Source organism: Salinisphaera orenii subsp. orenii MK-B5, assembly GCF_003788635.1.
Lineage (GTDB): Bacteria > Pseudomonadota > Gammaproteobacteria > Nevskiales > Salinisphaeraceae > Salinisphaera > Salinisphaera orenii.
In genome coordinates this window covers 87588-109721 of the sequence record NZ_AYKH01000040.1, presented here as the reverse complement: position 1 = coordinate 109721, position 22134 = coordinate 87588, and the positions used below count along the sequence as shown (strand labels likewise).

Genomic DNA, 22134 nt, shown 5'->3' with positions numbered 1-22134 from the left:
CCGCTCGAACGGCCGCGCGGCCGGCCCTCCGCTAGGGCGGCGCGATCCGCCCCACCACCGCCAGGCCCTCGGGCCCGGGACGCACCACCACGATCTCGCCGGAGGCCGGGAACACGTCGGTCAGCGCGGTGATGTTGACCTGATGGGTGACCAGTACGCGCGGGCGACCGCTGGCGTCATCGGCCAGCAGCCGGCGCACGGTCCGAGTCTGCCCCGGACCGGCCTCGCGATCCTCGAAGAAGGAATCGAGCGCCGGCGTGGGCACGACCTCGCCCACGTCCAGCAGCCGCGCGGTGTCCAGACAGCGGCACCAGCGGCTGGAACGCACCACCGCGTGGTCGATGCCGTGATCGCGCAGGCGCGCGCCGATCGCGCGAGCCTCGGCGCGGCCGGCGGCGGACAGGTTGCGCTGGGTGTCGCAGTCGTCGAGCGCGAAGTTCGCCGGGTCCCCCAGACCCGGCGCGCTGGCGTGACGCATGAGCGCGACCGTCTCGCCGGCCGCGAGCCCGCGCCAGAGTCCGGCCGCATCGGCGGCGGCCGCCGTACCGGCGCCGAACACGCTCGCCAGCACCGCCGCGGCCAGCACGACTATCCGCCCCGATCGAGCGATTCCACCCATCATCCCGTACCCGTTGTTCGGCGATGCATCGAGCCTAGCGCAGCGGCCGGCTCGCCGCCGCCCCGCGCGACGACAGGACTTTGTCGGGCCTGCGAAGTGCGTCACCCTGTGCGCATGAGCGAAACCCCACCGACTCCCGAACGCCTGGCCGCCCGACTGGACGAACTCGAGGCGGAGACACGGCGCTATCTCGACGACAGCGCCAACGCGGACGACGCCGTGGAGCTCGACCAGACGCGCCAGGGCCGGCTGTCGCGGATGGACGCCATGCAGGCCCAGGCCATGAGCCGGGCTGCGCGCAATCGCGCCCAGCAGACGCTGCAGCGCATCGCCGCCACGCGCCGGCGTCTGGACAGTCCGGACTTCGGCCTCTGCATCGACTGCGACGAGCCCATCGGCAACGCGCGCCTGTGGCACGACCCCACCACGCTGCGTTGTCTGGAGTGTGCGGCGGCGCGCGAATAGGCACGGGCCGGGCCCGGTTCAGGCACCCGAAAAGGCGGCCAGCAGCTCGTCGCGGAAGACCACCTCGGCCGGTCGCAGCGGCCGCTCGCTGTTCCAGAGCAGATGGATGTCGACATCCGCCAGGCCTTCGGCGGGCGGCAGCCGGCGCAGGTCACCGACCTCCACCTCGCGCCGGAACGCGTCCTCCGGCAGAAAACCGATGCCGTAGCCGCAGCGGATCAGCCGACAGACCTCCTCCAGATTCGACGACGAGGCCGCCAGCCGGCCCTGAAAACCGTGGTTCTCGCGAAACAGGGTCAGCGGCGAGAGCGTGTCGCCGAGCTGATCGCCGGTGAAGGTCACCAGATCCTCGTGCAGCAGAGTCTCGACATCGACCTGCGCCTGCGAGTAGAGCGAGTGCGGCCGGCCGCAGAACAGCGCATAGCGCTGGGGGATGATCAGCCGCCGCTCGATCAGCCGCGTGGGCACGCGGCACAGACCGATGCCGAACGAGGCGGTGTTCTGGCGCAGCGCCACCAGCAGATCGTGCCCGCGCATGACCTCGATCTCCAGCTCGACGCGCGGGTGCCGACGGTGGAACTCGGCGAGAAACCGATCGTAGCGCGCGGAATGCACGCGGCTGACGCTGAGCAGCTTGATCCGACCGACGATCTGCTCGGCCGCGCCGCCGGCCGGCATCTCCAGGCTGGAGACGTCGGCGAACACGCCGCCGGCGATCCGATAGACCTCCTCGCCGGCCGCGGTCAGCGAGATGCGCGGGCCGCGGCGCCGGATCAGCGTGTAACCGAGCTGGCCCTGCAGCCGCTTGATGGCCTGGCTGACCGCCGGCTGGGTGACGAACAGCCGCTCGGCGGCCCGGCTGATATTGAGCTCCTGCGCGACGACGACATAGGTGCGGATCAGATTCCAGTCCAACCGCGCAGCCAGCGCCCGCCGACCGTGCCCGGATCCGGGGCCGGAACCGTCAGCGTCGTGCCGCCGGTCGCTCATACGGCGTCACGCTGCGGGCAAACCATGATTATTACCCCCGCTAATCATCAAGATAATATTACATGCTTTGACTGATCCTGCCTGCCTGTCGCTAGATTGAGACAGGGGAACGGGATCGCCGCGGGCCGAGCGCCCGGCGGCCGCCCCGAGACAGCGATCCGCGCGATGTCCGCGCCGCACCGGGAGTCCAGATGCCCGCAACCAACGGCCCACGTCTGTGGGACAGCCTGATGGCCATGGCCGAGATCGGTGCCACCGCCAACGGCGGCAGCAGCCGGCTGGCGCTGACCGAAGCGGACGCCGCCGGGCGCGCGCTGTTCGGGCAGTGGGCCGAGGCGGCCGGGCTGGCCGTCCACCACGACGCCGTCGGCAACCAGTTCGCCCGCCGCGCGGGGGCCGAAGCCGTGCCGCCGGTGGTCCTCGGCAGCCACCTCGACACCCAGCCGCGGGGCGGGCGCTTCGACGGCGTGCTCGGCGTGCTGGCCGCGCTCGAGGCCGTGCGCACCCTCAACGAACACGACATCACCACCCGCGCGCCGCTGGAGATCGCCAACTGGACCAACGAGGAGGGCGCGCGCTTCACGCCGGCGATGCTCGGTTCGTCCGCGTTCACCGGCGCGATGCCGCTGGCCGAGGCGCTGGCGCGCGCCGACGCCGAGGGCGTCACCCTGGGCGACAGCCTGGCCACCGTCGGCGCGGCCGGCGACACGCCGCTGGCACGCGACTTCGACGCCTTCTTCGAAATCCATATCGAGCAGGGCCCCGTGCTCGAGGCCAACGGCGTCGAGATCGGCGTGGTCACCGGCGGCCAGGCCATCCGCTGGCTGGACGTGCGGGTCACCGGGCGCGCCGGCCATGCCGGCACCACGCCCATGCCGGCGCGCCGCGACGCGCTGTTCGCCGCGGCCGAACTCGCGCAGACGATCGAGCGCCGCGTGGCCGAGACCGACGGTCTGCTGGCCACCGTGGGCGAGTGCCACGTCGAGCACGGCTCGCGCAACACCATCGCCGCCGACCTGCGCTTCACCCTCGACCTGCGCCATCCCGACGACGCCGTGGTGGACGCCGCCATCGACGATCTGCGCGCGCGGTTCGCGGCCGTCGCCGAGCGCCGCGGCGTGGACTGTGCCGTCGAGCCGCACTGGCGCAGCCCCGCCCTGCCCTTCGACGAGACCTGCGTGGGCCACGTGCGCGAGGCCGCGCGGGCGCTGGACTGCCGGTGGCAGGACATGATCAGCGGCGCCGGCCACGACGCCTTCCACCTGGCGCGCCACTGCCCCACGGCGATGATTTTCATCCCCTGTGCGGGCGGACTGAGCCACCACGAGGCCGAATCCATCGAGGCCGAGCACGCCCGTATCGGCGCGGACGTGCTGGTCAACGCCGCGCTCGCTCGCGCCGGCCGCGCCTGATGCGCGCCGCAGGCTCCGCATCCATCCCGATTCACGCAAGAGGCCCCGCGCCATGGACTTCAACCCCTACGTACTGATGCTGTTCGGCAACGCCCTGCTGACGACGGTCATCTCCAGCGCCGTCGTCGCCGTCATCCTGCTGCGCGAGTACCGGCCCACGATCCGGCGGCTCAAGCAGACGAACACCGCCGACCGTCGCTGAGGCCCGGTCATGGATATCACCCTCTGGATCTTCGTCCTCGTGCTGGCGGCCTACGTGATCGTCGCCGCGGGGCTGACCCGGTTCATCCGCAACAGCGCGGACTTCTACGTCATGGGCGAGCGCGGCTCGACCGTACTCATCACCGGCACCCTGGCGGCGACGTTCTTGAGCGCGGTCACGCTGATGGGCATCGCCGGCATCTCCTACAGCGAGGGGCCGCTGGTCATCGGCGCGCTCGGCTCCTTCGGCGCCTGGCTGGGCACGCTCGTCGCCGTGGTCTGGATCGGCCGCAAGATGAAGGCCATGGAATGCCGGACGATGATGGATTTCTTCGATCGGCGCTTCAACAACAAATGGGTCAGCGTGGTCGCGCTGATCCTGATGGTCATCGGCCTGCTCGGCTACGGCATCATCCAGCTCATCGGCGCCGGGCTGGTGCTGGCCGAGATCATCGACGTGCCGTTTCCGGTCATCATCGTCGCCTTCACCGCCGCGCTGATGGTCTTCTGCAGCCTGTCGGGCATGTACGGCGTGGTCTACACCGACACCATGATGTTCTTCACGCTGCTGGCGATCGCCTTCGTCATCTCGCCGATGCTCATCGATCAGGCCGGCCTCGAGAACCTGCGCGGCCTGGGCGAGCGCCTGCCCGGCTACTGGACGCTGGCCGGCGCCGATGACCGCAGCCTGGGCTGGTCGATCTCCCAGTTCCTGGTGTGGATCCTGTTCTTTGCCTGCACGCCGGCGCTGGTCTCGCGCGTGTTCCCGGCGAAGAACGACTTCGTCATCCTCAAGGTGGCCATCGTCGGCGTGTTCTTCGCCCCGGCCATGCAGCTGATGGTCTATCTCGCGGCCGGCGCGATGCAGGTTATCCAGCCCGGGATCGAGCCGGCCGATCGCGCCATGATCGTCGGCTTCATGGACCATACCAACCCGGTGCTCGCCGGCGTGGGCCTGGCGGGCCTGATGGCCTCGATCATGTCCACGGCCTCCACGCTGTTCGTGCTCACCGGCTTCGCGCTGGCACGCGATCTCTACGAAAAGCTCTTCGAGAAACGGCTCAGCGAAAAGCGCAGCGTGCTCGCCGGGCGCATCTCCCAGATCGTGGTTTCGCTGATCGTCTGCGTGATCGCCATCGCCCGGCCCGCCGGCATCTACTGGATATCGATCTACGCCGGCTCCATCTTCGCCGTGGCCTGGCTGCCGACGATCGTCGCGGCCATGACATGGCGCCGCGCCAACGCCACCGCGGCGCTGGCCTGCATGCTCGTCGGCTCGATCAGCTTCATCGTCTTCGGTGAACTGGAGCGCCACGACGTCATCAGCTACCCCGCGGGCATCGACAACCTGATGATCGCCTTCGTGCTCGGCACCGCCACGCTCGTCGCCCTGTGCTACGCCTGTCGGCCGAGCAGCTACGAACTGGCCCGCTACGAGGAGATGAAGGGCCAGCGCATGGCCGAGATCACCATCGGCCGCTTCCTCGACAGCGACGCCAGCGGCGCCACACTCATCCGCGAATACCGCCGTGTCTGGTGGGTCATGGCCGCGATGCTCGTCATCGCCTTCGGCCTCTGGGGCTTCTTCTTCGTGCGGCTGGGGCTCTGATCGCAGCGCGCCCGGGCAAGGCCGGGCGCGTTTTCCCGCCGTGGCGCCGAGCGGCGAAACCGATCGGCGCACATCGGCCGCCCTCGCCGCCATCCGTCACGCCGGCACCCGCCTTTGCGGTTAGCATGATGGCGAGACCCCACAACGCCACGCCCATGCTTGCCAAGCTCACCGACGTCGAGGCGCGCCTCATCGGCAGCCTGATGGAGAAATCCGTCACCACGCCCGACCAGATGCCGCTCACGCTCAACGCACTGACCAACGCCTGCAACCAGAAATCGGCCCGCGAGCCGGTCATGGCGCTCAAACCGGCCGAAGTCCAACGCACCGCCCGCGGGCTGCGCGACCGCAGCCTCATCCACATCGAGGAGAACTTCCGCACCGGCGTGGAGAAGTACAAGCAGCGCCTGTGCAACACCACCTACAACGACTTGCAGCTCAAGCCGGCCCAGTACGCCGTGCTCACCCTGCTGCTGCTGCGCGGCCCGCAGACCCCCGGCGAACTGCGCGCCCGCAGCGGCCGCCTGCACACCTTCGAGGACAACGCCGCCGTCACCGACGCCGTGGCCGAGCTGATCGGCGACGACGACAGCGCCCTGCTCGTGCAGCTGCCCCGCACGCCGGGGCGCAAGGAAGCGGAGCTGATGCACCAGCTGTGCGGGCCGGTCGACGTCGCCGCGCATGCCGACAAGGCGGCGGTTAGTCGGGGGGATGGGGAGTCTGCCCGGCAGCGTATTGCGAAGCTGGAAGCTCGGGTCAGCGAGCTGGAATCGGAGAATGCCGAACTTCGGCGACGGCTGGACGAAACGGGCTGATTTCGTACGCTCCGCGAGCGTTCTTCACTAAATCATGAACTTGAGCCCGAGCTCTTGCGCCTGGCGAAGGCCCATAATTGTTTATATCTACTTCTTTGCCACTGCGCTGCGCATCGCAGTTAGGCAAGAATGCGAGGCTAGGTGGCGTGGCCCATCAGTGGCGCCACTCGGGCCGCATTGCGAATTCTAATGCCGGATCGCGCTAGTCTTTCTTTCGAAGTAGCTTTGTCTATCCGTTTCTCATATGATCCTAGCAGGGGTCACAGGGAGTCCGGGTATGACACGCTGGAAGATTTCCCGTCCACGTATTCTCGCGCTACTCGTATCCATTACGCTAGCGAACGCTGCCTACAGCGCGGAGGCGGAACTTAAAGCCAACCCGTTCTGGGAATCCATTCAGCCCGATGTCAATGTCAGCGGCTTCGTGGTTGTCGGACTGACGACAGGCAGTCTTCTTTCAGGCAGCGACATCCTTGGCATACAGCTCAGACCGCCCGGCTCGATGAACAGTGAGGAAGTGTGTCTTACGGTTCAATCGCGAGACGGCGTTTATATATCTCGGAATACCTATATTCTACCGCCGAGCATCGATAACGAACCCGTCAACCTCCCTTATAGCGAATCGACCGCACTCGATCTACTGAAAGAATACGAGAAAGAGCATCTGGCGATATCGGTTCTATCCGGGAACTGCCAGGATCCGGGTGACGTTTATCTTCCACCTTACGGCCCGGGGAACGACACTTCCACGGGGATCAACCTGATGATCAACGGCTTCGGCGCCACCGACGTATTCTATTCGGCGCCGACAATAGACAAGACGGGAACCTGCCAGGCACTCCACGATGGCCGCACGACAATATTCGACTTCTGGTGCCATATCGACCTGCCCGCGCCTCTCGACAACGACTTGCAGATCCGAATTGACCGCGAACGGTATGGCCGCCCCCTGCCTCCAGCCACGCTCTCTGTAGCGACCAGTTCGTCTAACTTGCGCGCTGAAAGCGACGAATAATCCGGCGCTCAGCTCACAACATCACATGCGAGCCAAAACGCCACTTCGAGCCCGCTTGGCTGAGCGTTGCGACCTGTTCAAACGCAGAACGGACGGCCCGATTGATGCAAGCGACAATGTATGGCTTTATTTTACCGCTTTCGGTCTGAGATTAGCGCAGTGGTCAAGCCTTTTTTATATCCTTTTCGCGGCTTATTCCACATTCCAGGATGGTACCTGGCCTTTTTCTCTCCGCGCAGAAACGCGTCTCGTAAGCGTCGAACTTGACGGAAACAAGCCGACTCGGTGGGACATCTCGGACGCGGTTCTCTGTACGGGGCAGGAATTAGAACAAGCATCGAACGTTTACCAAAGCCTCGACGACCCGCGATCGCGGGCTGATTGGTGCGGCTCATCACGCCCGCATGCCTACCAACCAATAAAAACTCCCGACGTTTCGCCACAACTCTCACTGGAATTCAATGATGCCGGGCATTTTGGTGGAAGCACTTACCTGGCGCAGTTCGCCAGCCTGCGCGACGGACGCGTGATCACGCGTGTCAGCCCCAATTCATCCACTGAAAATGAAGGCTTGGAAATCATGGGTTCAGGCCATCTGCAAGCCCGGCTGCCCGGAACCATCACGCTGGTGTGGCGCTCACGAAATCCCGAGACGTCTCTCGTCTTTCCATTCAGAGGCGCGTTGAGTATTGGGCAGGACGTGACGACGACGCGCCATGCGCTACTGGAAGAAGGACAGATCGATGTGTACAGCGCGTCGAACGAAGAAGCCAGCGGTCGCAGCCTTGTAGATTCCATAAACCTGCTACCAGGGGACAAAGTCGAGGTATCGGGCGACGATGGAAGCGCTCCAGCGAGCGGGTTCATTCGGCTTACGCACGAAGCCATGACTACGCAGTGGCCACAAATTTCGGTCATCGCCTTTGGCCTCTCGAATCATGTAAATATCGAACGCTTCGGCGAAGCAGGAATCGTGTTTCAGCCCACTTTCTGGGCACGCCTGACTCACAACAACTGGCTCGTCATATTCACGCTAGTGCTTTTTGGCGGCCTCTCGATCCTTGCAACGCTCGCCGAAGCGACCCGGCTCATTCAACGTCCCCAGCGCCAGCCGAAAGATCCTCCTCAATGAGCATCATCCGCCGCGCCCGGCACGCCGCCTTCGCCGTCTTTCTGATCCTCTGGTGCGCTTTATCGTATGCCGCATCTGATCAAGCGGTCGTTCGAAAGCTCGGAGATATTCCGCTCGAAATCGGGCAGGCGTTCGTCGCCCACTACGGGGATCGTTGCATTGCCCTTCTACCTTCGCACGTCGTGGCCGAGGCCGATGCGCCATCGCTCCGATACGTCGGCACTGCGCAGCCGAACCTGGGAAATCTCGTCGACGTGATAGCGCTCGGCGACGATCTTAGCCTGGGAACCATCGTTGGAGGCATCAGCCGTGATTGCGGACATCACCTCGGTTCATTCAGCCGTGCGGTCGATGCCCGTTTGTCGGAAAGCACCCAGGGTGCACTACGTTTCGTCAACGGGGACGGCTCACTGGGTTTTGAGCCCGTGGTCTGGCTCGACGACGACCGCAGAGAGTTCATCCGCGTGCGCCCGACCTCAACCCAAGGCGTACTGCGCAAGGGCATGAGCGGCAGTCTGCTGATGGCCGCCGACAATACGCCGATCGGCATGCTTCTCTCCGTAAGCACGAACTCCGGGGTCGGCACCGTCATGCGGATGGATCGCATGCTCGAACGGGCCGAGGCCGCACTGGCCGAGAGAGGCACAAAAACATTCGGCGTAGACGGCGAACCAGCAGCGCGACTTAGTACCGAAGACGCGCAGAAGCTTCTGACACTATCCGCCTGGTCTGCGCCCGCCGCCTCTTCCGAGCATCAAGCCGAAAATTTACTGGCGATCGAGCCACGCTCCAAACCGTGGCTGACGGCCAGTTTGAGTGGCCCGGTGACCCTGGATTTTCGGGTGGAAGCCGGCACGGTGATTAACGGTCTTTCAATCGATGCGACATCCATCGACGAGGCGCTACGACCTCGCGCGGCGGAACTGATTCTGGCCAGCGATGACGAATTCCATAGCGCCCGCAGCGTCTGGGGCGGGAACCTGACTTTTTCGCCCGACGACCGGATCGAACTTCGCTTCGCGCCAACTCGGCCGCGCGTGGTGCGTCTAGTGCTTTATCCCAAGACGGAAGAAGGCGTCTCCCTTAAAAGCATCAAAGCCCTTCACTAACGCAGCTTTACGGAGCCGATATAGCGGTTACCGCCCATAGCTACGGGGCCCTGCAAGAGCGCGCCGTCCTTAAGCGTTAAGGTTCCAGCTTCACCACTGGTTTGGAAAACATAGTTCACACCCTGTATCTCCGCTTTACCACTGTACCTCGTAGCTACTTCCATAGAGTCGTTCTTTTGATCCTTTGATCTAATCGTAATGATCAATCTGGGCACGCCTGCAGCAAGCGCGGCTTTTGCTTTCTCTTCCGCCTCGTCTGGCGCATTCTCGTCCACAGTCAGATCGATATAAAGGGCATCCATATTGAACACTGTTGCCTTCAGCGCCTGAGACCGAAGAAGACTATCCGTGCTGGCCAGGCCAGACTCTATCGCGAGTTCTCGATAGATCGGATTGTCGCTATTCATCATCAACTCGAACGCGGAAAGACGGAGATTCCGGTCCGGGCTCTCCATTATCTTCTTGAGCTCTTCTATCTCGCGCGACTGCGACCGCGCCTTCTCTATGAGCTCCGCCGCCGTCATGGATTCGGCGTGAGCGCTGCTTAGACAAACAAACAACAATAGTGCGAATAGCCAGATCTGCTTAACCACGATGCCCCCGACTTCGATCTTTGGTGAATCAAGTAAACCTCAAACAACGTCAAAGCGCCAGCACCAAGCGACGCTCGCATTACGAGGAAACGATCTAAAAGACTGAAGACTATTTTTTGCGCGCATAGCCAAAGAATAGGGCGTACGCTGCACCTGCTTGATTTTGCACGAACAACCTTCATACATTCATCCAAGGCAAAAATTCGAGGACCCTCATGGCAGCCTACACAAAAGATCCCGAAGCCATCTCCCGTCTGGACAAAAACCAATACTGGGTAACCCAGGAAAGCGGCACGGAGCCGCCGGGCACCGGCGAGTACCTGAATAACAAGGAACCGGGCATCTACGTCGATATCGTCTCCGGCGAACCCCTGTTCGCCTCGAGCGATAAGTACGAGTCGGGCTGCGGCTGGCCGAGCTTCACCAAGCCGATCGAGCCGGCCCACGTGAACGAGCTGCAGGACGATTCGCACGGCATGACCCGCACCGAGGTCCGCTCGACGCACGGCGACAGCCATCTGGGGCACGTGTTTCCCGATGGCCCGGCCGACCGCGGCGGGCTGCGCTACTGCATCAACTCGGCGTCGTTGCGCTTCATCCCGAAGGATGAAATGGAAGCGCAGGGCTACGGCGAGTACATCGATCAAGTGGAGGACATCTGATGGCGACCGAACGGGCCCAAACCGAAAGAGCGATATTGGCCGGCGGATGCTTCTGGGGCATGCAGGATCTGATCCGCCGCTACGACGGCGTGGTCTCGACCCGCGTGGGGTATTCCGGCGGCGACGTGCCCAACGCCACCTATCGCAACCACGGCGATCACGCCGAGGCGATCGAGATCGTGTTCGACCCGGCCACGATCAGCTATCGCGAACTGCTGGAGTTCTTCTTCCAGATCCACGACCCGACCACGAAGAACCGCCAGGGCAACGACATGGGCCGCAGCTATCGCTCGGCGATCTATTACACCAACGACGAGCAGCGGGCCATCGCCGAGGACACCATCGCCGATGTGAACGCCTCCGGCATCTGGCCGGGCACGGTGGTGACGGAGGTCGAGCCGGCCGGCGATTTCTGGGAAGCCGAACCGGAGCACCAGGATTATCTGGAGAAGTTTCCGAACGGCTATACCTGTCATTTCGTGCGCCCGAACTGGCGACTGCCCCGCCGCAGCGAACGGAGCGCGTGACGCGCGTTCAGCCACCGCGTCCGTCCGAAAGCGACTGACACCCGACCGGCGGCGGTCGGGTGTCAGACGCGGATAAGCCGGCGGACCAAACCTGCCCGCCGAAGACGCGCTGCGACCGGTACGACGCGCGCTCGGTCTGCACACCGCAACGGCATCCCCTGCGGCCGGGTAGCCACGCTCATCGCACGCAGGGGTCGGCAGCCGCGGCCGACGGCCATTCCGGTCCGGCCGCGTGTGCCCATAAAGACTTCCCGCCACCGGATTTACCCGCACCATCGGTCCACGCCACCCGTCGGGCCTGGCGCCGCCTCCGTGTACGCCCGTATAGCGTCGATGGCCCGAGACGGTCAGCATGGCGGCCTCGGCTTGATGAAGCCGCCGGCGCCGGTCGACCGATCCGATCACGACCGCGATGTGCGCCTGAGCACGGCCCGTCACGCCACCACGGCCGGTCTTGAAATATCGGGATCTCGGCGGCACGACGGCCGGAGCCGACCGGAACAGGAATCTTTCAGTCAGTGGAGTTCAGACAACCGCTATGAGTGGCAACGACAACGAAGAACACGAAACCAACGCCCCGATGCTGGAATGGCGCGATATCAACGCGCTGACGCTGGCCGAGGAGTCGCCCTGTGTGACGATCTACGTGCCGACCTCGCCGGTGTCCAACTATCGCGAGGAAAACCGCATCCTCTATAAGGATCAGATCAAGAAGGTGCGGGATGCGCTGGACGAGCGCGAGATGGACAAGTACGTGCGCGCCGAGCTGCTCGAGCAGCTCGAATCGGTGGGCACCAACGAGGTGTTCTGGACGCATCAGCAGTACGGGCTGGCGGTGTTCGTCTCGCCCGAGCGCTTCCTCGTGCGCCGCATGATGCGCAGCCCCGACGAGGCGCTGGGCATCGTGGCCGACTCCTTCCACCTGCGCCCGGCCCTGCGCGAGACCTCCAACTGGATGCGCTATCAGGTGCTGTGCGTGAGTCTCCAGGAGGTCGCCCTCTACGACTGCGACCGCGAGAACATCGCCGAAGTGGACCTCCACAGCGATGTCCCGGGCGACATGGGCGAAGCGCTGGGCAAGACCGAGAACTCGGCCAACCGCAAGGACTTCGACCGCAGCGGCAACGACAGCACGGATCTCAAGCAGTATTTCCAGGCCGTCGATCAGGCCATCCGCGATCATCACAACGGCCGCACCAACCGGCCGCTGATCCTGGCGATGGTCTCCGAGCATCAGGGCCTGTTCCGCGAGGTCAGCGGCAACCCGAATCTGCTGGAGACGGGGCTGGATCAGGACCCGTTCGAGGCCATCCGCCAGAGCCGGCTGGGCGAGCTGACGTGGCCGATCGCCGAGCAGGCGTCGCGCACGCAGGTCGAGCGCTGGATCGAGCACTATCAGGAGCGCCAGGCCCACCAGGAAGGCGAAAGCGCGCTGGACAAGGTCGCCTACGCGGCCACGATCGGCCAGATCGAGACGCTGCTGATCGACGAAGAGGCGCGGGTCGAAGGCACGATCGACGGCAACAGCGGCCGGGTCGAGCGCGGCGCTGCCGGCGACGGACGCACGGATGACGTGCTCGACGCCATCGCCGAATTCGTGATCCGCGCCGATGGCGAGGTGCGCTTCATCCCCGGCGACCGGATGCCCACCGACACCGGCGTCGCCGCGGTGCTGCGCTACGCCATGCAGCCCGAGTGAAACGGCGACTGCACGGCTGGGGCGGCGCCCCCGTCCCGGCCGTGTGTTCGGCGCCGCCCGCGGCGCCGCCGTCGACCGATGATCGAAGCGGCGTCCGGCCATACGCCGCAGCGCAACCGAACGCCGGCTTCAGCCAGCCGCCGCATCGGCGCTCGCGCCGGGCCCGGCGTCCTCGCGCCGCTGTCCCACCACGCGCAACGCCAGCATCACGCCCAGCGCGGCCAGCCCGCCGCCGATCCAGCCGGCCGTGTCCACGCCGTCGCCGAACTGCAGCGCCGCCCACAGCATGGTGCAGGGCGGGGTGAGATAGAACATCACCGCCGTGTAGGTCACACCGCGCTGACGCAGGCAGGCGATATAGAACCCGTAGCCGCCGAAGCTCGACAGCAGGACGAGGAACGCGATCGCGCGCCAGATATCGGGCTCGAATCGCGGCAGCGCCGGTGCATGCCCGGTCCGCAGCGCACTCGCCAGCGCGAACAGCGCGGCCGCGGCCAGCAGCTGCCACATCAGCCGTTCGACCAGCCCGAGCCCGGCCGGCCGGTAGGTCGACAGCAGACTGCCCGCCGTGAGGCTCGCCGCCGACAGCACCGGCAGCAGATAGGCCCACCACGGGGCCGCAACCAGACCCTGCATGTCACCGCCCACGGCGACGCTCACGCCGGCCGCGGCCAGCAGGCTGCCCAGCCAACCGACCGCGCCGATACGCTCGCCATGCAGCCGGCTCATAACCAGCGCGGCGAGCAGCGGCTGCAGGGCCGTGACGAGCGCGGTCACGCCCGCACTCACGCCCAGATCGATCGCGAGCACGACCCCCAGCAGAAAGCCACCGACGTTGAGACTGCCGGCGGCGAGTTCCAGCGCCACGGCGCCCGGCTCGCGGGTCGGCCGGCGGCGACGCGCGAGCAGCAGCATCAGGCACAGGGACGCCGCGAGGATGAAGCGCCAGCAGAACAGGGCGAGCGACTCGAGGCGGGCGTCCGCGGCCATCTGCGTGCCGATGAAACCGGAACTCCAACACAGCACTAGGCCGATGCTGACGAAGAGCGAAGAAGACAGAACGGGCATGACACGGACCGGCAGCGAAACGAGCGCTGATCCTGAACCGGCCCGCGCATAATATAAATCTATATTTATTCGCGTTATACTTTAGAAATGCTAAATGGTGCGGTCCATCGTCAGCTCGATATCGACCTCCTGCGCACGTTCCACCTCGCCTGCGAGCTCGGCACGCTGCGCGCGGTCGCCGAACGCCGGCATCTCACCCTCGGCGCGGTGAGCCAGCAGATCAAACGCCTGGAAACACTGCTGGACCGGCGCCTGCTCGAACGCGGCCGTCAGGGCGTGACACCCACCGCCCGGGGTCTGCAGCTCCAGGCCGATTCGCGCGCGGTGGTCGCGGCCCACGACGATCTGGTGGACCGGCTGGCCGCGCACCGCGTCGGCGGCGTGGTCCGGCTCGGGCTGCCCGAGGTGTACACGCCGCGCCTGCTGGATGATCTTCTGCCGCGACTGCGCCGTGCGCATCCGGAACTGAGTCTGCAGGTCCGTACCGAATCCAGCGGCGCGCTGCGGCGCCTGCTGGACGAGGACGCGCTGGATATCGCCGTGACCGTCACGGCGGCAACCGAGCCCCAGGGCGGCGTGCCGCTCTGGCGTACCCGCCCGATCTGGGCCGCCGGCACGACCGCGGTGCTGGCCGCCGGCGATCCCCTGCCCCTGGCCCTGCATCCGCCAGACTGCCCGTACCGACAGCTCGGCCTGAACGCCCTCGACGCCGCCCATCGCGCCTGGGCGCCGGCCTTCACCAGCGCGAGCATGGCCGCCATCGAGTCGGCCGTGGAAGCCGGCGTGGCCGTCGGCATACTCGATCGCAGCCGGCTCACGCCGCGCATGCGCGAGCTCACGCCCCGCGACGGCCTGCCGGCGCTGGCCGACTGCACGGCCGTCCTCGTCGAATCGCCGACCACCGACGACACGCGGGCGACGCCGCGTCGCATCGTCTTCGACGCACTCGCCTCGGCCCGTCTCGCGGGCGCACCGGAGGTGCGGTAAGCCACTGGCACCGCGGTGCGGCCGGTACGAGGGCCCGACTTCATGCGCACACCGCGCTGAAGATCGCACGCCGTGTGCGGCAAGGCGCGAGTCGCCAGTCGTGACCCGCCAGGATCAATACGACCCATACCGCAGCGCACCCCGGGGCGATTGTTCACGGGCGGTCCAACCCGAAGCGCCAAGCGCTGTGGTGCGGGCTCGCATGAAATGCTGACCGTCCCTAGAATGCGGTTCACCCATCGTTTCGATACCGCGCCGCCCCATGAGCCGATCGCCGCGCAAGTCGTCCCGCCGCCGGCGCCCGGGCGGCCGGCCCGCGCCCCGTCGAAAGCCGACACCGCCGCCGGCCGCGCCGCGGCTGATCGCCTTCAACAAGCCGGCCGGGGTGCTCACCCAGTTCAGCGATGCCGACGGGCGCACCACGCTCAAGGACTATATCGACGTGCCCGGCGTCTACCCCGCCGGTCGACTCGACCGCGACAGCGAGGGCCTGCTGCTGCTCAGCAACGACGGCCGGCTGCAGTCGCGCATCACCGATCCGAAACACAAGCTGCCCAAGACCTATTGGGCCCAGGTCGACGGCGCGCCCGGCGCCGAGCAGCTCGAGGCCCTGAGCGCCGGGCCCGGCCTCAAGGACGGACCGACCCGCCCCGCCGAGGTGGCCGTGATCGCCGAGCCGGCGCTCTGGCCGCGCGAACCGCCGATCCGCTATCGCCGGAACGTGCCGACCACGTGGCTGGAGATCACGATCCGAGAGGGCCGCAACCGCCAGGTCCGGCGCATGACCGCGGCCGTCGGCGCACCCACCCTGCGGCTCGTGCGCGTGCGCATCGGCCAGTGGGAACTCGGGTCGCTGGCGCCCGGGGCCTGGCGCGAGCTGCCGCCCGAGGCATTCCGATAGAGAGCCGCAATCGCTGCGGCGCGCGGCTGGGCGAACCTGGGCCGCAACGATCACAGCCCATGGGCCGGTCGCCGTTACCGATGCGAGGCGGCCACCCACTCGATCCCCACCGCGACGAGGCCATCCACAGAACCGGGCCACCGGATCTCGATCTCGCCATTGCCCTCACGACACGCTTGCCATCGCAGCCGCCGCGCCCTGCCGCCACACGGCGCTCCAGGCGTACGGCGATCGAATCTCCTCGGGATAATATTCCAGGGGCCAGCGCGACATACCTCTGCAGCCTGCCCCTGGCCAGCATGCCTCGTGATCCGCTACGGTTACTTCGATTACGCTCGTCTCCAAGACGACAATGGACCGTCGCCCCACTGCAGCGGCGGCAACAAGAACGAAAGTACACGAGGAGATCACGACCATGCGTTCCATTATCCGATCCGTCTGCCTCGCCTTGGGCATCGCGATGCTCGCCGCAACGCCCGCTCTCGCCGGGTCCGAATTCCGGATCACCGACGCCGACGGGATCGAATGGCAAAGCGGGCCGGGCTCGCTGCCCGAGGGCGCGCAGATGAAGGTGCTGGCCGGCGACCCCGGAGCCGAAGGACCGTTCGTGGTGCGCTTTCGCTTTCCGGCGGACTTCAAAGTGGCCTGGCACACCCATCCGATGACCGAGAATTTGACGCTGATCTCGGGCGCGGCGAAGCACGAGACGAAGATGGATGAGGCGCCCACCGACCTGGCCCCTGGCGATTTCATTCATCTGCCGAAAAATACCGCGCACAAGGTGTGGACGCTCGACGAGCCGGCCGTGTTGCAGCTCACGGCCGTCGGCCCCTTCGAGATCGAATATCTCGATCCGGCCGACGATCCGCGTAGCGACGACTGACCCGGCCCTCGGGCGCACGGCGGCAGTCGCCGATCGGACCGGACGCCGAAACCCAACCCGTCACGCTACGCGTCGACGAGCCGAACAACGCGCGTTCGACCTGCATCCACCGGCTGTCGCTCGGGTCGGACGTCCGGCTCGGGCCTGACCGCCCGTTCCTCTGCTCCGCCGGCGAGCCCCGCGGCGTTCGACGATGCCGATCGCACGACGGCGAACGGCACATCCGCGGCAGGCATTGCGCCACGTAGACAACCGGCTTTGGGCCTCTGAAACAAGCGATCGCGGCTTCAAACTCGATCGCACGCCATCAGAGCTGACACCAGCCTGTACCAACACTCCACGGCCGATCCCGCCGGGTCTGCAGCCGGTTCACGATACGACCCAGACGTCCTTCTTGTGTCATGCCTGCCATGCGGCCCGGGCTCGTGCCGAGGCCACCACGGACCGCGCGCAGGCGCCACCGCGACGCCCCGCATAGGTGTCGGCTCACCTTACATCCACGATGAGCGGTGCCGGCCCGAAGCCGGCCCCGGCGCGTCCTGCCGCGGCTGGAACGCGCCTTGCGAAAAAGCGACCTCGACCAGTACTACAAGGACAGGGAATGCATAAAGGCATAGGCGCGACCGCGGCCGCACTCGTCGGACTCTGCGTGACTCAGGGCGCGCACGCGAACGTGGTCTACAACTTCGAGGCCGACGCCGGCACGGGCGGCTCCTACGTGCAGGCCACGGGCGGCCAGATCGTCGTCACCGATGCGGCCTATCGTTCGGGCAGCCTGAACCGGAACTATACGCCGGGCGGCGCGGGCGAACCGTTCACCGGCACCGTGGACGACCCTTACCCCGACAGCCCGATCATCAGTGCGGAAATCAACGTCGATGCGGGCCGGACCCCGGCGATTTTGAGCGCGTATGCATCGCCGCGAAACACACGCTTCGTGATCGACGCCAAGACGCTTCAGGCGAATCTGCAGTTTCGCGACGACGGCCTTCTCGACGGCAGCCTGTTCATATTCGATACGGCGGAGAATGTGCGTTCGAATGGTCAGGGAGCGGACTGGCGGGTAACCGACTTCAACAGCGACTACTTCGGCACCGGACCGTGCACCGGCAACTCCGTCGACCCCTGCTTCGCCGGCACCGGCCGTTGGGTCATTGATGAGGATACGCGCCCGGTGCCGGCGCCCGCCGCGGGCCTGCTGGGCTTCGGGCTGATCGGTCTTGCCGGCCTGGTGCGGCGCCGGCGGGCGCTCGCCTCGGGCTGAGGCCCTCGGCACGGCGCCATGGGGACGAGTCCCGTGACGCCGTTGGCCGCCGGGCCGGCATCGGGCGGCCGACCCGGACGCCGAAGACATCGTGTCCGGGCCGGCCGATGGATTTCGAGCAAGACCAGGGCGATCCCGTCCGTGCCGAGAGGCGCCGATCCAGGCGCAGTCAGTCCGCGTCGAGCTTGTCCGCGGTGCGCCGCTCGAAGTCGCTGGCGTCGTGGCGCTCGGGCAGCTGTTCCGCCGGGTCGCCCCAGAGACGGTTGATCATGCGCCCGCGCCGCACCGCCGGCCGCGCATCGATCGCCTGCGCCCAGCGCTGCACGTGGGTGTATTCCTGCACCTGCAGGAATTCGCCGGCGTCATAGAGCCGGCCGAGTGCGAGCGCGCCGTACCAGGGCCAGGTGGCGATATCGGCGATGGTGTAGTCGCTGCCGGCTAGATATTCGCTGTCGGCCAGACGGCGGTCGAGGACGTCGAGCTGGCGCTTGACCTCCATGGTGAAACGATCGATGGGGTATTCCATCTTCTCCGGGGCGTAGGCGTAGAAGTGCCCGAAACCGCCGCCCAGATAGGGCGCGCTGCCCATCTGCCAGAACAGCCAGTTCATGGCTTCGGTGCGCATCGGCCCGTCGGCGGGCAGAAAGGCGCCGAAAGTCTCGGCGAGATGGACGAGGATGGAACCGGACTCGAACACCCGCCGCGGCTCGGCGTGGCCGTGGTCGACCATCACCGGAATCTTGGAGTTCGGATTGATGGCCACGTATCCGCTGGAGAACTGCTCGCCGTCCTGAATGCGGATGGGCCAGGCGTCATATTCGGCCCCGGCGTGGCCGGCCTCCAGCAGCTCCTCGAACATCACCGTGGCCTTGACGCCGTTGGGCGTGGCCAGCGAATAGAGCTGGAAGCGATGGTCGCCGACGGGCAGCGTGGCGTCGTGTGTCGGCCCGGCGACCGGGCGGTTGATGCTGGCGAACTTGCCGCCGCTGTCCTTGTTCCAGGTCCAGACGGCGGGCGGGGTGTAGGCGCTTTCTTCGGTCATGGACGATTCCGGCCGGTGTATGGGCTTCGGCGCCGTGGGGCGCCGGAGTCTGTAGTCTACAGAGGTGCGCGCCGGTCGCGCGACGCGCTGGCGCTGCATCGCCCGAGGCCTTGAAGCGGCAGCCGACGATCGCGACCGCCGATCTGGGCCGACCGGGATCGTTCGAGCGACAGTCCGCCGCCGGCGGCGATTCTCTCCGGCGAGGACCGCGACCCTGACGATCGCGGCCCGTTGTCATCCCGCGTGGACCGAAAAACCGCCCGGCGCTGCTCAAGCATCCGCGGCCGGGATGCGACTCGGCCAAGCGGACACGAGAGCGCGGCGCGGGCATAAACGATTGGCGCGGAGCCCGTCGTCTTCGCACGGCTCCAGCTGGAGCGGGCCAACCGGAACCGCCGGGCCGGCGCGGGCGACCGGACCGGGCGCGGCACGAAAACGATCGCCTCGATCCCGACCCGCCTGACGCACCCCGTCGATGCCAACGCCCTCAGGCGGCCGGCATCAGCCGGAGCAGACGACCGCCGGCGCCGTCCTCCAGCACCCAGATCGCGCCGTCGGGCCCCTGCTCGACCTCGCGCACGCGCTCGCCCCATTCGTAGCGCTCGACCTCGCGGGCCTCGGCGCCGTCGAGTGCCACGCGCACGAGGGCCTCGGCCACGAGGCCGCCGATCAGGGCGTCGCCCTGCCAGTCGGAGAAGGTCCCGCCGTCGTAGATGGTCAGACCCGCGGGGCCGATCGACGGCACCCAGGCCACCGCCGGCGGCTCGAAGGCATCGCGGGTGTCGTGGACCGGGATGGACCGGCCGCTGTAGTGGTCGCCCTCGGAGACCTCGGGCCAGCCGTAGTTGCCGCCGGCGACCACGCGGTTGAGTTCGTCGCCGTGGGCCGGCCCCATCTCGTGCGCCCAGAGCCCGCCGTCGGCGTCGAAGTCGATGCCCAGCAGATTGCGGTGGCCGATGCTGTAGAACTGTTCCGCGACGCCGCCCGCCTCGGCGAAGGGGTTGTCCTCGGGCACGCTGCCGTCGGTGTTCAGCCGGACGACCTTGCCCAGATTGCCGTCCATGGCCTGGGCCGGCGTCTGTTTCTGGCGGTCGCCGGAGGTGATGAACAGATACCCGGCCTGCGGGGTGTCCGTCGGACCGAAGGCGAGGCGGTGCGAGAAATGACCGCTGCCGGAGACGAACGGCTGCTGGCGCCAGAGCTCGGTGACCTCGCGCAGCACCGGCGCCTCGCCCGAGACGTCCAGCCGCGCCCGCACGACCACGCCGCCGCGGGTGTCGCCGTCCGCGCCCATGCGGGCATGGGACAGATAAACGAGGCCGTTATCCGCAAAGTCCGGATCGGCGACGACATCCCCGAGGCCGCCCTGGCCACCGTAGGCCACCTCGGGCACGTTGCCGACCGGCGTCGTCTCGCCGGCCGGGCTCACATGCAGCAGCCGCCCACGCTGCTCGGTGACGAGCATCGACGCGTCCGGGAGAAACGTCATCGCCCAGGGGCCGTCGAACGTCGCGATCTCGCGGGCCTCGAGCCGGGTGCCCTCGCTGCCGCGGATCTCGAAGGCGGCAGCGGCGCTCGCAGCGCCGGCGGCCAGGCAGAACACGCATGCCGCGGCCAGCCGTTGCAGGGGGCGCGACCCAGGCGTAATCGCGGGATGTGTCATGACTCGTCACTCCGTTGCGGTGCCGCGCGGGCCCGACGGTCCGGCGTTTCGTCTCCGGCTTGGACCCGGCGCGCGCCCGGAAGTGCCGTGGTGGCGTCGCTGCCGGCCAAGCCGCGCGCACGGCCGGCCACGCGCCGTCATCCGTCCCGCGCATTCGGCGCGGGGCTTGCCATCGGCGGCGGATTCCGGCCTCGTGGAGCCAGCCGCCTCCCTAACCGATGCGCCATGACCGCTTTTCGCGACGCCCTCAAGCTCGGCGCGGCCGGAGCCGCGGCAGCCGCCTGCATCTACTATCCGCAGCCGCTGGCCGCGCGCCTCGAACAGGCCTTCGACACGACGCCGTTCTGGGGCGCGATGCCGATGACGCTGGCCTTCATCGTGCTGACCTCCGGGCCGCTGCTGTTCGGGCGCCTGATCACCGTCGCACGGGCGATGCGGATCGTGATCGTCACGGAAGTGCTGTTGGCGGCCCTGTTCGCCGCCCAGGCATTCGCGAGTTCGCCCGGCCTCTGGTTCGCGCTGCGCGGGCTGCAGGTGCTGCTCCTGCCGCTGCTGATCCCGGCCGTGATCACCGGCGCCTCGAATCTGCGCGACTCCGACAACCGGGCGCGCGACCTCGCCTTCTACACCGCCGGCACCATCGTCGGGGGCGTGGCCGGCCGGCTGCTGGCGGTGGCCTCGATCGCGCTGGCGCACTGGCAGCTCGGCAGCCTGACCATCGCCGCGCTGCTGCTCGCCTCGGTGGCGCTGCTGCGCCGACCGCCGGTGGTCACCGACGAACTGGCGCCCGCGGGCACGGGCAACGCCCCGGCGCCGGCCACGCCGCGGTCCTGGATGGACCCGGTGACCCTGTCTTATCCGGGACTGGCGCTGGCCTTCGCCGTGCTGACAACGATACTGACCTGTCTGCCCTTCGAAGTGGGCTACGAACGCGGCGGCACGCTGATGCTCGCGGTCGTCTACGGCGGCTATGCGGTGGGTATCGTCACGTCGCTCGGCGCGCCCGCGATCACCCGCATCAGCCGCGGCCTGCCCCGGGCGACGCTGGCTGCCGGCGCGCTGTTCACGCTCGGGCTGGCCGGGGTCATCCACGGCGCGTTCGCGGCGCTGGCGATCGGCGTGGTGCTGATGTGCGCCGGCATGGTCTTCCAGCAGGCGACCCAGATCGTGATGCTCAACGCGCATTTCGCGCGCAGCCAGTCGGGGACGGTGAACGCGCTGTTCGTGGCCGCGGTCTTCGCCGGCGGCACCCTCGGCTCCAGCGCGATGGTCTGGCTCTACGGTGCGCTGGGCTGGACCGTGGTGCTCATCGTCTGTGTATTGCTGGCCGTGATCGCCGGCGCGTGCATGACGATCGCCGCACGAAGCCAGGCGCGGGCCGCGTCGGCCTGATCGACCGGGCCGGGCCCATGGACTTGGCTTCAGTCCGCTCGCCGCCAAACGTGAACCGCCGGCACGGTGATGCGAATGGCCGCGTG

Annotated in this window: 22 protein-coding genes; 16 read left to right on the top strand and 6 right to left on the bottom strand. The window is 67.1% G+C overall.

The window, feature by feature from the left end; all coding sequences use genetic code 11:
* Positions 1-31: 31 nt before the first annotated feature.
* The gene (locus SAOR_RS13495; protein ID WP_123631898.1) at positions 32-619 is read right to left on the bottom strand and encodes a histidine phosphatase family protein; all 588 of its coding nucleotides are present in this window, start codon (positions 617-619) and stop codon (positions 32-34) included.
* A 114-nt stretch (positions 620-733) separates the two neighbouring features.
* Between SAOR_RS13495 and SAOR_RS13490 the strand changes: the two genes are divergently transcribed.
* Positions 734-1084 carry a TraR/DksA family transcriptional regulator gene (locus SAOR_RS13490; RefSeq protein ID WP_123631897.1) on the top strand — a complete coding sequence of 117 codons (351 nt, stop codon included), beginning with the start codon at positions 734-736 and terminating at the stop codon, positions 1082-1084.
* A gap of 18 nt (positions 1085-1102) precedes the next feature.
* Here SAOR_RS13490 and SAOR_RS13485 read toward each other — a convergent pair whose 3' ends face one another.
* Positions 1103-2074, bottom strand: coding sequence for a LysR family transcriptional regulator (locus SAOR_RS13485; RefSeq protein ID WP_123631896.1), 972 nt, complete (start codon positions 2072-2074; stop codon positions 1103-1105).
* 191 nt (positions 2075-2265) lie between these two features.
* Here SAOR_RS13485 and SAOR_RS13480 point away from each other — a divergent pair, with 191 nt between their 5' ends.
* The 7 genes from SAOR_RS13480 to SAOR_RS13455 all read left to right on the top strand — a co-directional run bounded on the left by SAOR_RS13480 (position 2266) and on the right by SAOR_RS13455 (position 9367).
* Entirely contained in the window at positions 2266-3486 is a 1221-nt protein-coding gene (locus SAOR_RS13480) for a Zn-dependent hydrolase (RefSeq protein WP_123631895.1), read from the top strand.
* Positions 3487-3538: 52 nt separating this feature from the next.
* Entirely contained in the window at positions 3539-3688 is a 150-nt protein-coding gene (locus tag SAOR_RS16850; RefSeq protein WP_185015693.1) for a hypothetical protein, read from the top strand.
* 9 nt (positions 3689-3697) lie between these two features.
* Positions 3698-5296, top strand: a complete 1599-nt coding sequence (locus SAOR_RS13475) for a sodium:solute symporter family protein (RefSeq protein ID WP_123631894.1) — start codon at positions 3698-3700, stop codon at positions 5294-5296.
* 128 nt (positions 5297-5424) lie between these two features.
* Positions 5425-6111, top strand: a complete 687-nt coding sequence (locus SAOR_RS13470) for a YceH family protein (protein WP_184947113.1) — start codon at positions 5425-5427, stop codon at positions 6109-6111.
* A 277-nt stretch (positions 6112-6388) separates the two neighbouring features.
* Entirely contained in the window at positions 6389-7126 is a 738-nt protein-coding gene (locus tag SAOR_RS13465) for a hypothetical protein (protein WP_123631893.1), read from the top strand.
* Positions 7127-7181: 55 nt separating this feature from the next.
* Positions 7182-8258, top strand: a complete 1077-nt coding sequence (locus SAOR_RS13460) for a hypothetical protein (RefSeq protein ID WP_123631892.1) — start codon at positions 7182-7184, stop codon at positions 8256-8258.
* Entirely contained in the window at positions 8255-9367 is a 1113-nt protein-coding gene (locus SAOR_RS13455; protein ID WP_123631891.1) for a hypothetical protein, read from the top strand. Before SAOR_RS13460 ends, SAOR_RS13455 begins: the two co-directional genes overlap by 4 nt.
* Here SAOR_RS13455 and SAOR_RS13450 read toward each other — a convergent pair.
* Positions 9364-9960 carry a hypothetical protein gene (locus SAOR_RS13450; RefSeq protein WP_123631890.1) on the bottom strand — a complete coding sequence of 199 codons (597 nt, stop codon included), beginning with the start codon at positions 9958-9960 and terminating at the stop codon, positions 9364-9366. The two genes, SAOR_RS13455 and SAOR_RS13450, sit on opposite strands and share 4 nt — an antisense overlap.
* 215 nt (positions 9961-10175) lie before the next feature.
* On the opposite strand from SAOR_RS13450, the gene msrB reads away from it, so the two are divergent.
* The 3 genes from msrB (at position 10176) to SAOR_RS13435 (ending at position 12848) form a co-directional block, all read left to right on the top strand.
* A complete protein-coding gene (gene msrB / locus SAOR_RS13445; protein ID WP_123631889.1) occupies positions 10176-10622 on the top strand; it encodes a peptide-methionine (R)-S-oxide reductase MsrB in 447 nt (148 codons plus the stop codon).
* Positions 10622-11149: a peptide-methionine (S)-S-oxide reductase MsrA gene (gene msrA, locus SAOR_RS13440; RefSeq protein WP_123589505.1), complete on the top strand. Its 528-nt coding sequence runs from the start codon at positions 10622-10624 to the stop codon at positions 11147-11149. Before msrB ends, msrA begins: the two co-directional genes overlap by 1 nt.
* Before the next feature lie 538 nt (positions 11150-11687).
* Complete coding sequence (locus SAOR_RS13435) at positions 11688-12848, top strand: baeRF3 domain-containing protein (RefSeq protein WP_123631888.1); 1161 nt, start codon at positions 11688-11690, stop codon at positions 12846-12848.
* Between the two features lie 129 nt (positions 12849-12977).
* On the opposite strand, the gene SAOR_RS13430 is transcribed toward SAOR_RS13435, so the two are convergent.
* Positions 12978-13916: a DMT family transporter gene (locus SAOR_RS13430; protein ID WP_123631887.1), complete on the bottom strand. Its 939-nt coding sequence runs from the start codon at positions 13914-13916 to the stop codon at positions 12978-12980.
* Between the two features lie 87 nt (positions 13917-14003).
* On the opposite strand from SAOR_RS13430, the gene SAOR_RS13425 reads away from it, so the two are divergent.
* The 4 genes from SAOR_RS13425 (at position 14004) to SAOR_RS13410 (ending at position 17951) form a co-directional block, all read left to right on the top strand.
* Entirely contained in the window at positions 14004-14903 is a 900-nt protein-coding gene (locus tag SAOR_RS13425; protein WP_123631886.1) for a LysR substrate-binding domain-containing protein, read from the top strand.
* Positions 14904-15165: 262 nt separating this feature from the next.
* Positions 15166-15804 carry a pseudouridine synthase gene (locus tag SAOR_RS13420; protein WP_123631885.1) on the top strand — a complete coding sequence of 213 codons (639 nt, stop codon included), beginning with the start codon at positions 15166-15168 and terminating at the stop codon, positions 15802-15804.
* 415 nt (positions 15805-16219) lie between these two features.
* The gene (locus SAOR_RS13415) at positions 16220-16687 is read left to right on the top strand and encodes a cupin domain-containing protein (protein ID WP_185015692.1); all 468 of its coding nucleotides are present in this window, start codon (positions 16220-16222) and stop codon (positions 16685-16687) included.
* 673 nt (positions 16688-17360) lie between these two features.
* A complete protein-coding gene (locus SAOR_RS13410; RefSeq protein ID WP_148077387.1) occupies positions 17361-17951 on the top strand; it encodes a hypothetical protein in 591 nt (196 codons plus the stop codon).
* 169 nt (positions 17952-18120) lie between these two features.
* On the opposite strand, the gene yghU is transcribed toward SAOR_RS13410, so the two are convergent.
* Both yghU and SAOR_RS13400 read right to left on the bottom strand, forming a co-directional pair.
* The gene (gene yghU / locus SAOR_RS13405) at positions 18121-18993 is read right to left on the bottom strand and encodes a glutathione-dependent disulfide-bond oxidoreductase (RefSeq protein ID WP_123631882.1); all 873 of its coding nucleotides are present in this window, start codon (positions 18991-18993) and stop codon (positions 18121-18123) included.
* Positions 18994-19480: 487 nt separating this feature from the next.
* Positions 19481-20656 (bottom strand): PQQ-dependent sugar dehydrogenase, encoded by a 1176-nt coding sequence (locus SAOR_RS13400; RefSeq protein WP_123631881.1) that lies wholly within the window; start codon positions 20654-20656, stop codon positions 19481-19483.
* A 225-nt stretch (positions 20657-20881) separates the two neighbouring features.
* Between SAOR_RS13400 and SAOR_RS13395 the strand changes: the two genes are divergently transcribed.
* The gene (locus SAOR_RS13395) at positions 20882-22048 is read left to right on the top strand and encodes an MFS transporter (protein ID WP_185015691.1); all 1167 of its coding nucleotides are present in this window, start codon (positions 20882-20884) and stop codon (positions 22046-22048) included.
* The last annotated feature ends 86 nt before the right edge of the window (positions 22049-22134 follow it).

Bases quoted from the DNA above. Each gene is read 5' to 3' on its own strand.
- msrA (WP_123589505.1), top strand. From the start codon at position 10,622: ATGGCGACCGAACGGGCCCAAACCGAAAGAGCGATATTGGCCGGCGGA.
- SAOR_RS13395 (WP_185015691.1), top strand. From the start codon at position 20,882: ATGACCGCTTTTCGCGACGCCCTCAAGCTCGGCGCGGCCGGAGCCGCG.
- SAOR_RS13480 (WP_123631895.1), top strand. From the start codon at position 2,266: ATGCCCGCAACCAACGGCCCACGTCTGTGGGACAGCCTGATGGCCATG.
- SAOR_RS13425 (WP_123631886.1), top strand. From the start codon at position 14,004: ATGCTAAATGGTGCGGTCCATCGTCAGCTCGATATCGACCTCCTGCGC.
- SAOR_RS13485 (WP_123631896.1), bottom strand. From the start codon at position 2,074: ATGAGCGACCGGCGGCACGACGCTGACGGTTCCGGCCCCGGATCCGGG.
- SAOR_RS13430 (WP_123631887.1), bottom strand. From the start codon at position 13,916: ATGCCCGTTCTGTCTTCTTCGCTCTTCGTCAGCATCGGCCTAGTGCTG.
- SAOR_RS13490 (WP_123631897.1), top strand. From the start codon at position 734: ATGAGCGAAACCCCACCGACTCCCGAACGCCTGGCCGCCCGACTGGAC.
- SAOR_RS13495 (WP_123631898.1), bottom strand. From the start codon at position 619: ATGGGTGGAATCGCTCGATCGGGGCGGATAGTCGTGCTGGCCGCGGCG.
- SAOR_RS13455 (WP_123631891.1), top strand. From the start codon at position 8,255: ATGAGCATCATCCGCCGCGCCCGGCACGCCGCCTTCGCCGTCTTTCTG.
- SAOR_RS13435 (WP_123631888.1), top strand. From the start codon at position 11,688: ATGAGTGGCAACGACAACGAAGAACACGAAACCAACGCCCCGATGCTG.
- yghU (WP_123631882.1), bottom strand. From the start codon at position 18,993: ATGACCGAAGAAAGCGCCTACACCCCGCCCGCCGTCTGGACCTGGAAC.
- SAOR_RS13465 (WP_123631893.1), top strand. From the start codon at position 6,389: ATGACACGCTGGAAGATTTCCCGTCCACGTATTCTCGCGCTACTCGTA.
- SAOR_RS13475 (WP_123631894.1), top strand. From the start codon at position 3,698: ATGGATATCACCCTCTGGATCTTCGTCCTCGTGCTGGCGGCCTACGTG.
- SAOR_RS13415 (WP_185015692.1), top strand. From the start codon at position 16,220: ATGCGTTCCATTATCCGATCCGTCTGCCTCGCCTTGGGCATCGCGATG.
- SAOR_RS13420 (WP_123631885.1), top strand. From the start codon at position 15,166: ATGAGCCGATCGCCGCGCAAGTCGTCCCGCCGCCGGCGCCCGGGCGGC.
- SAOR_RS13470 (WP_184947113.1), top strand. From the start codon at position 5,425: ATGGCGAGACCCCACAACGCCACGCCCATGCTTGCCAAGCTCACCGAC.
- SAOR_RS16850 (WP_185015693.1), top strand. From the start codon at position 3,539: ATGGACTTCAACCCCTACGTACTGATGCTGTTCGGCAACGCCCTGCTG.
- SAOR_RS13400 (WP_123631881.1), bottom strand. From the start codon at position 20,656: ATGACACATCCCGCGATTACGCCTGGGTCGCGCCCCCTGCAACGGCTG.
- msrB (WP_123631889.1), top strand. From the start codon at position 10,176: ATGGCAGCCTACACAAAAGATCCCGAAGCCATCTCCCGTCTGGACAAA.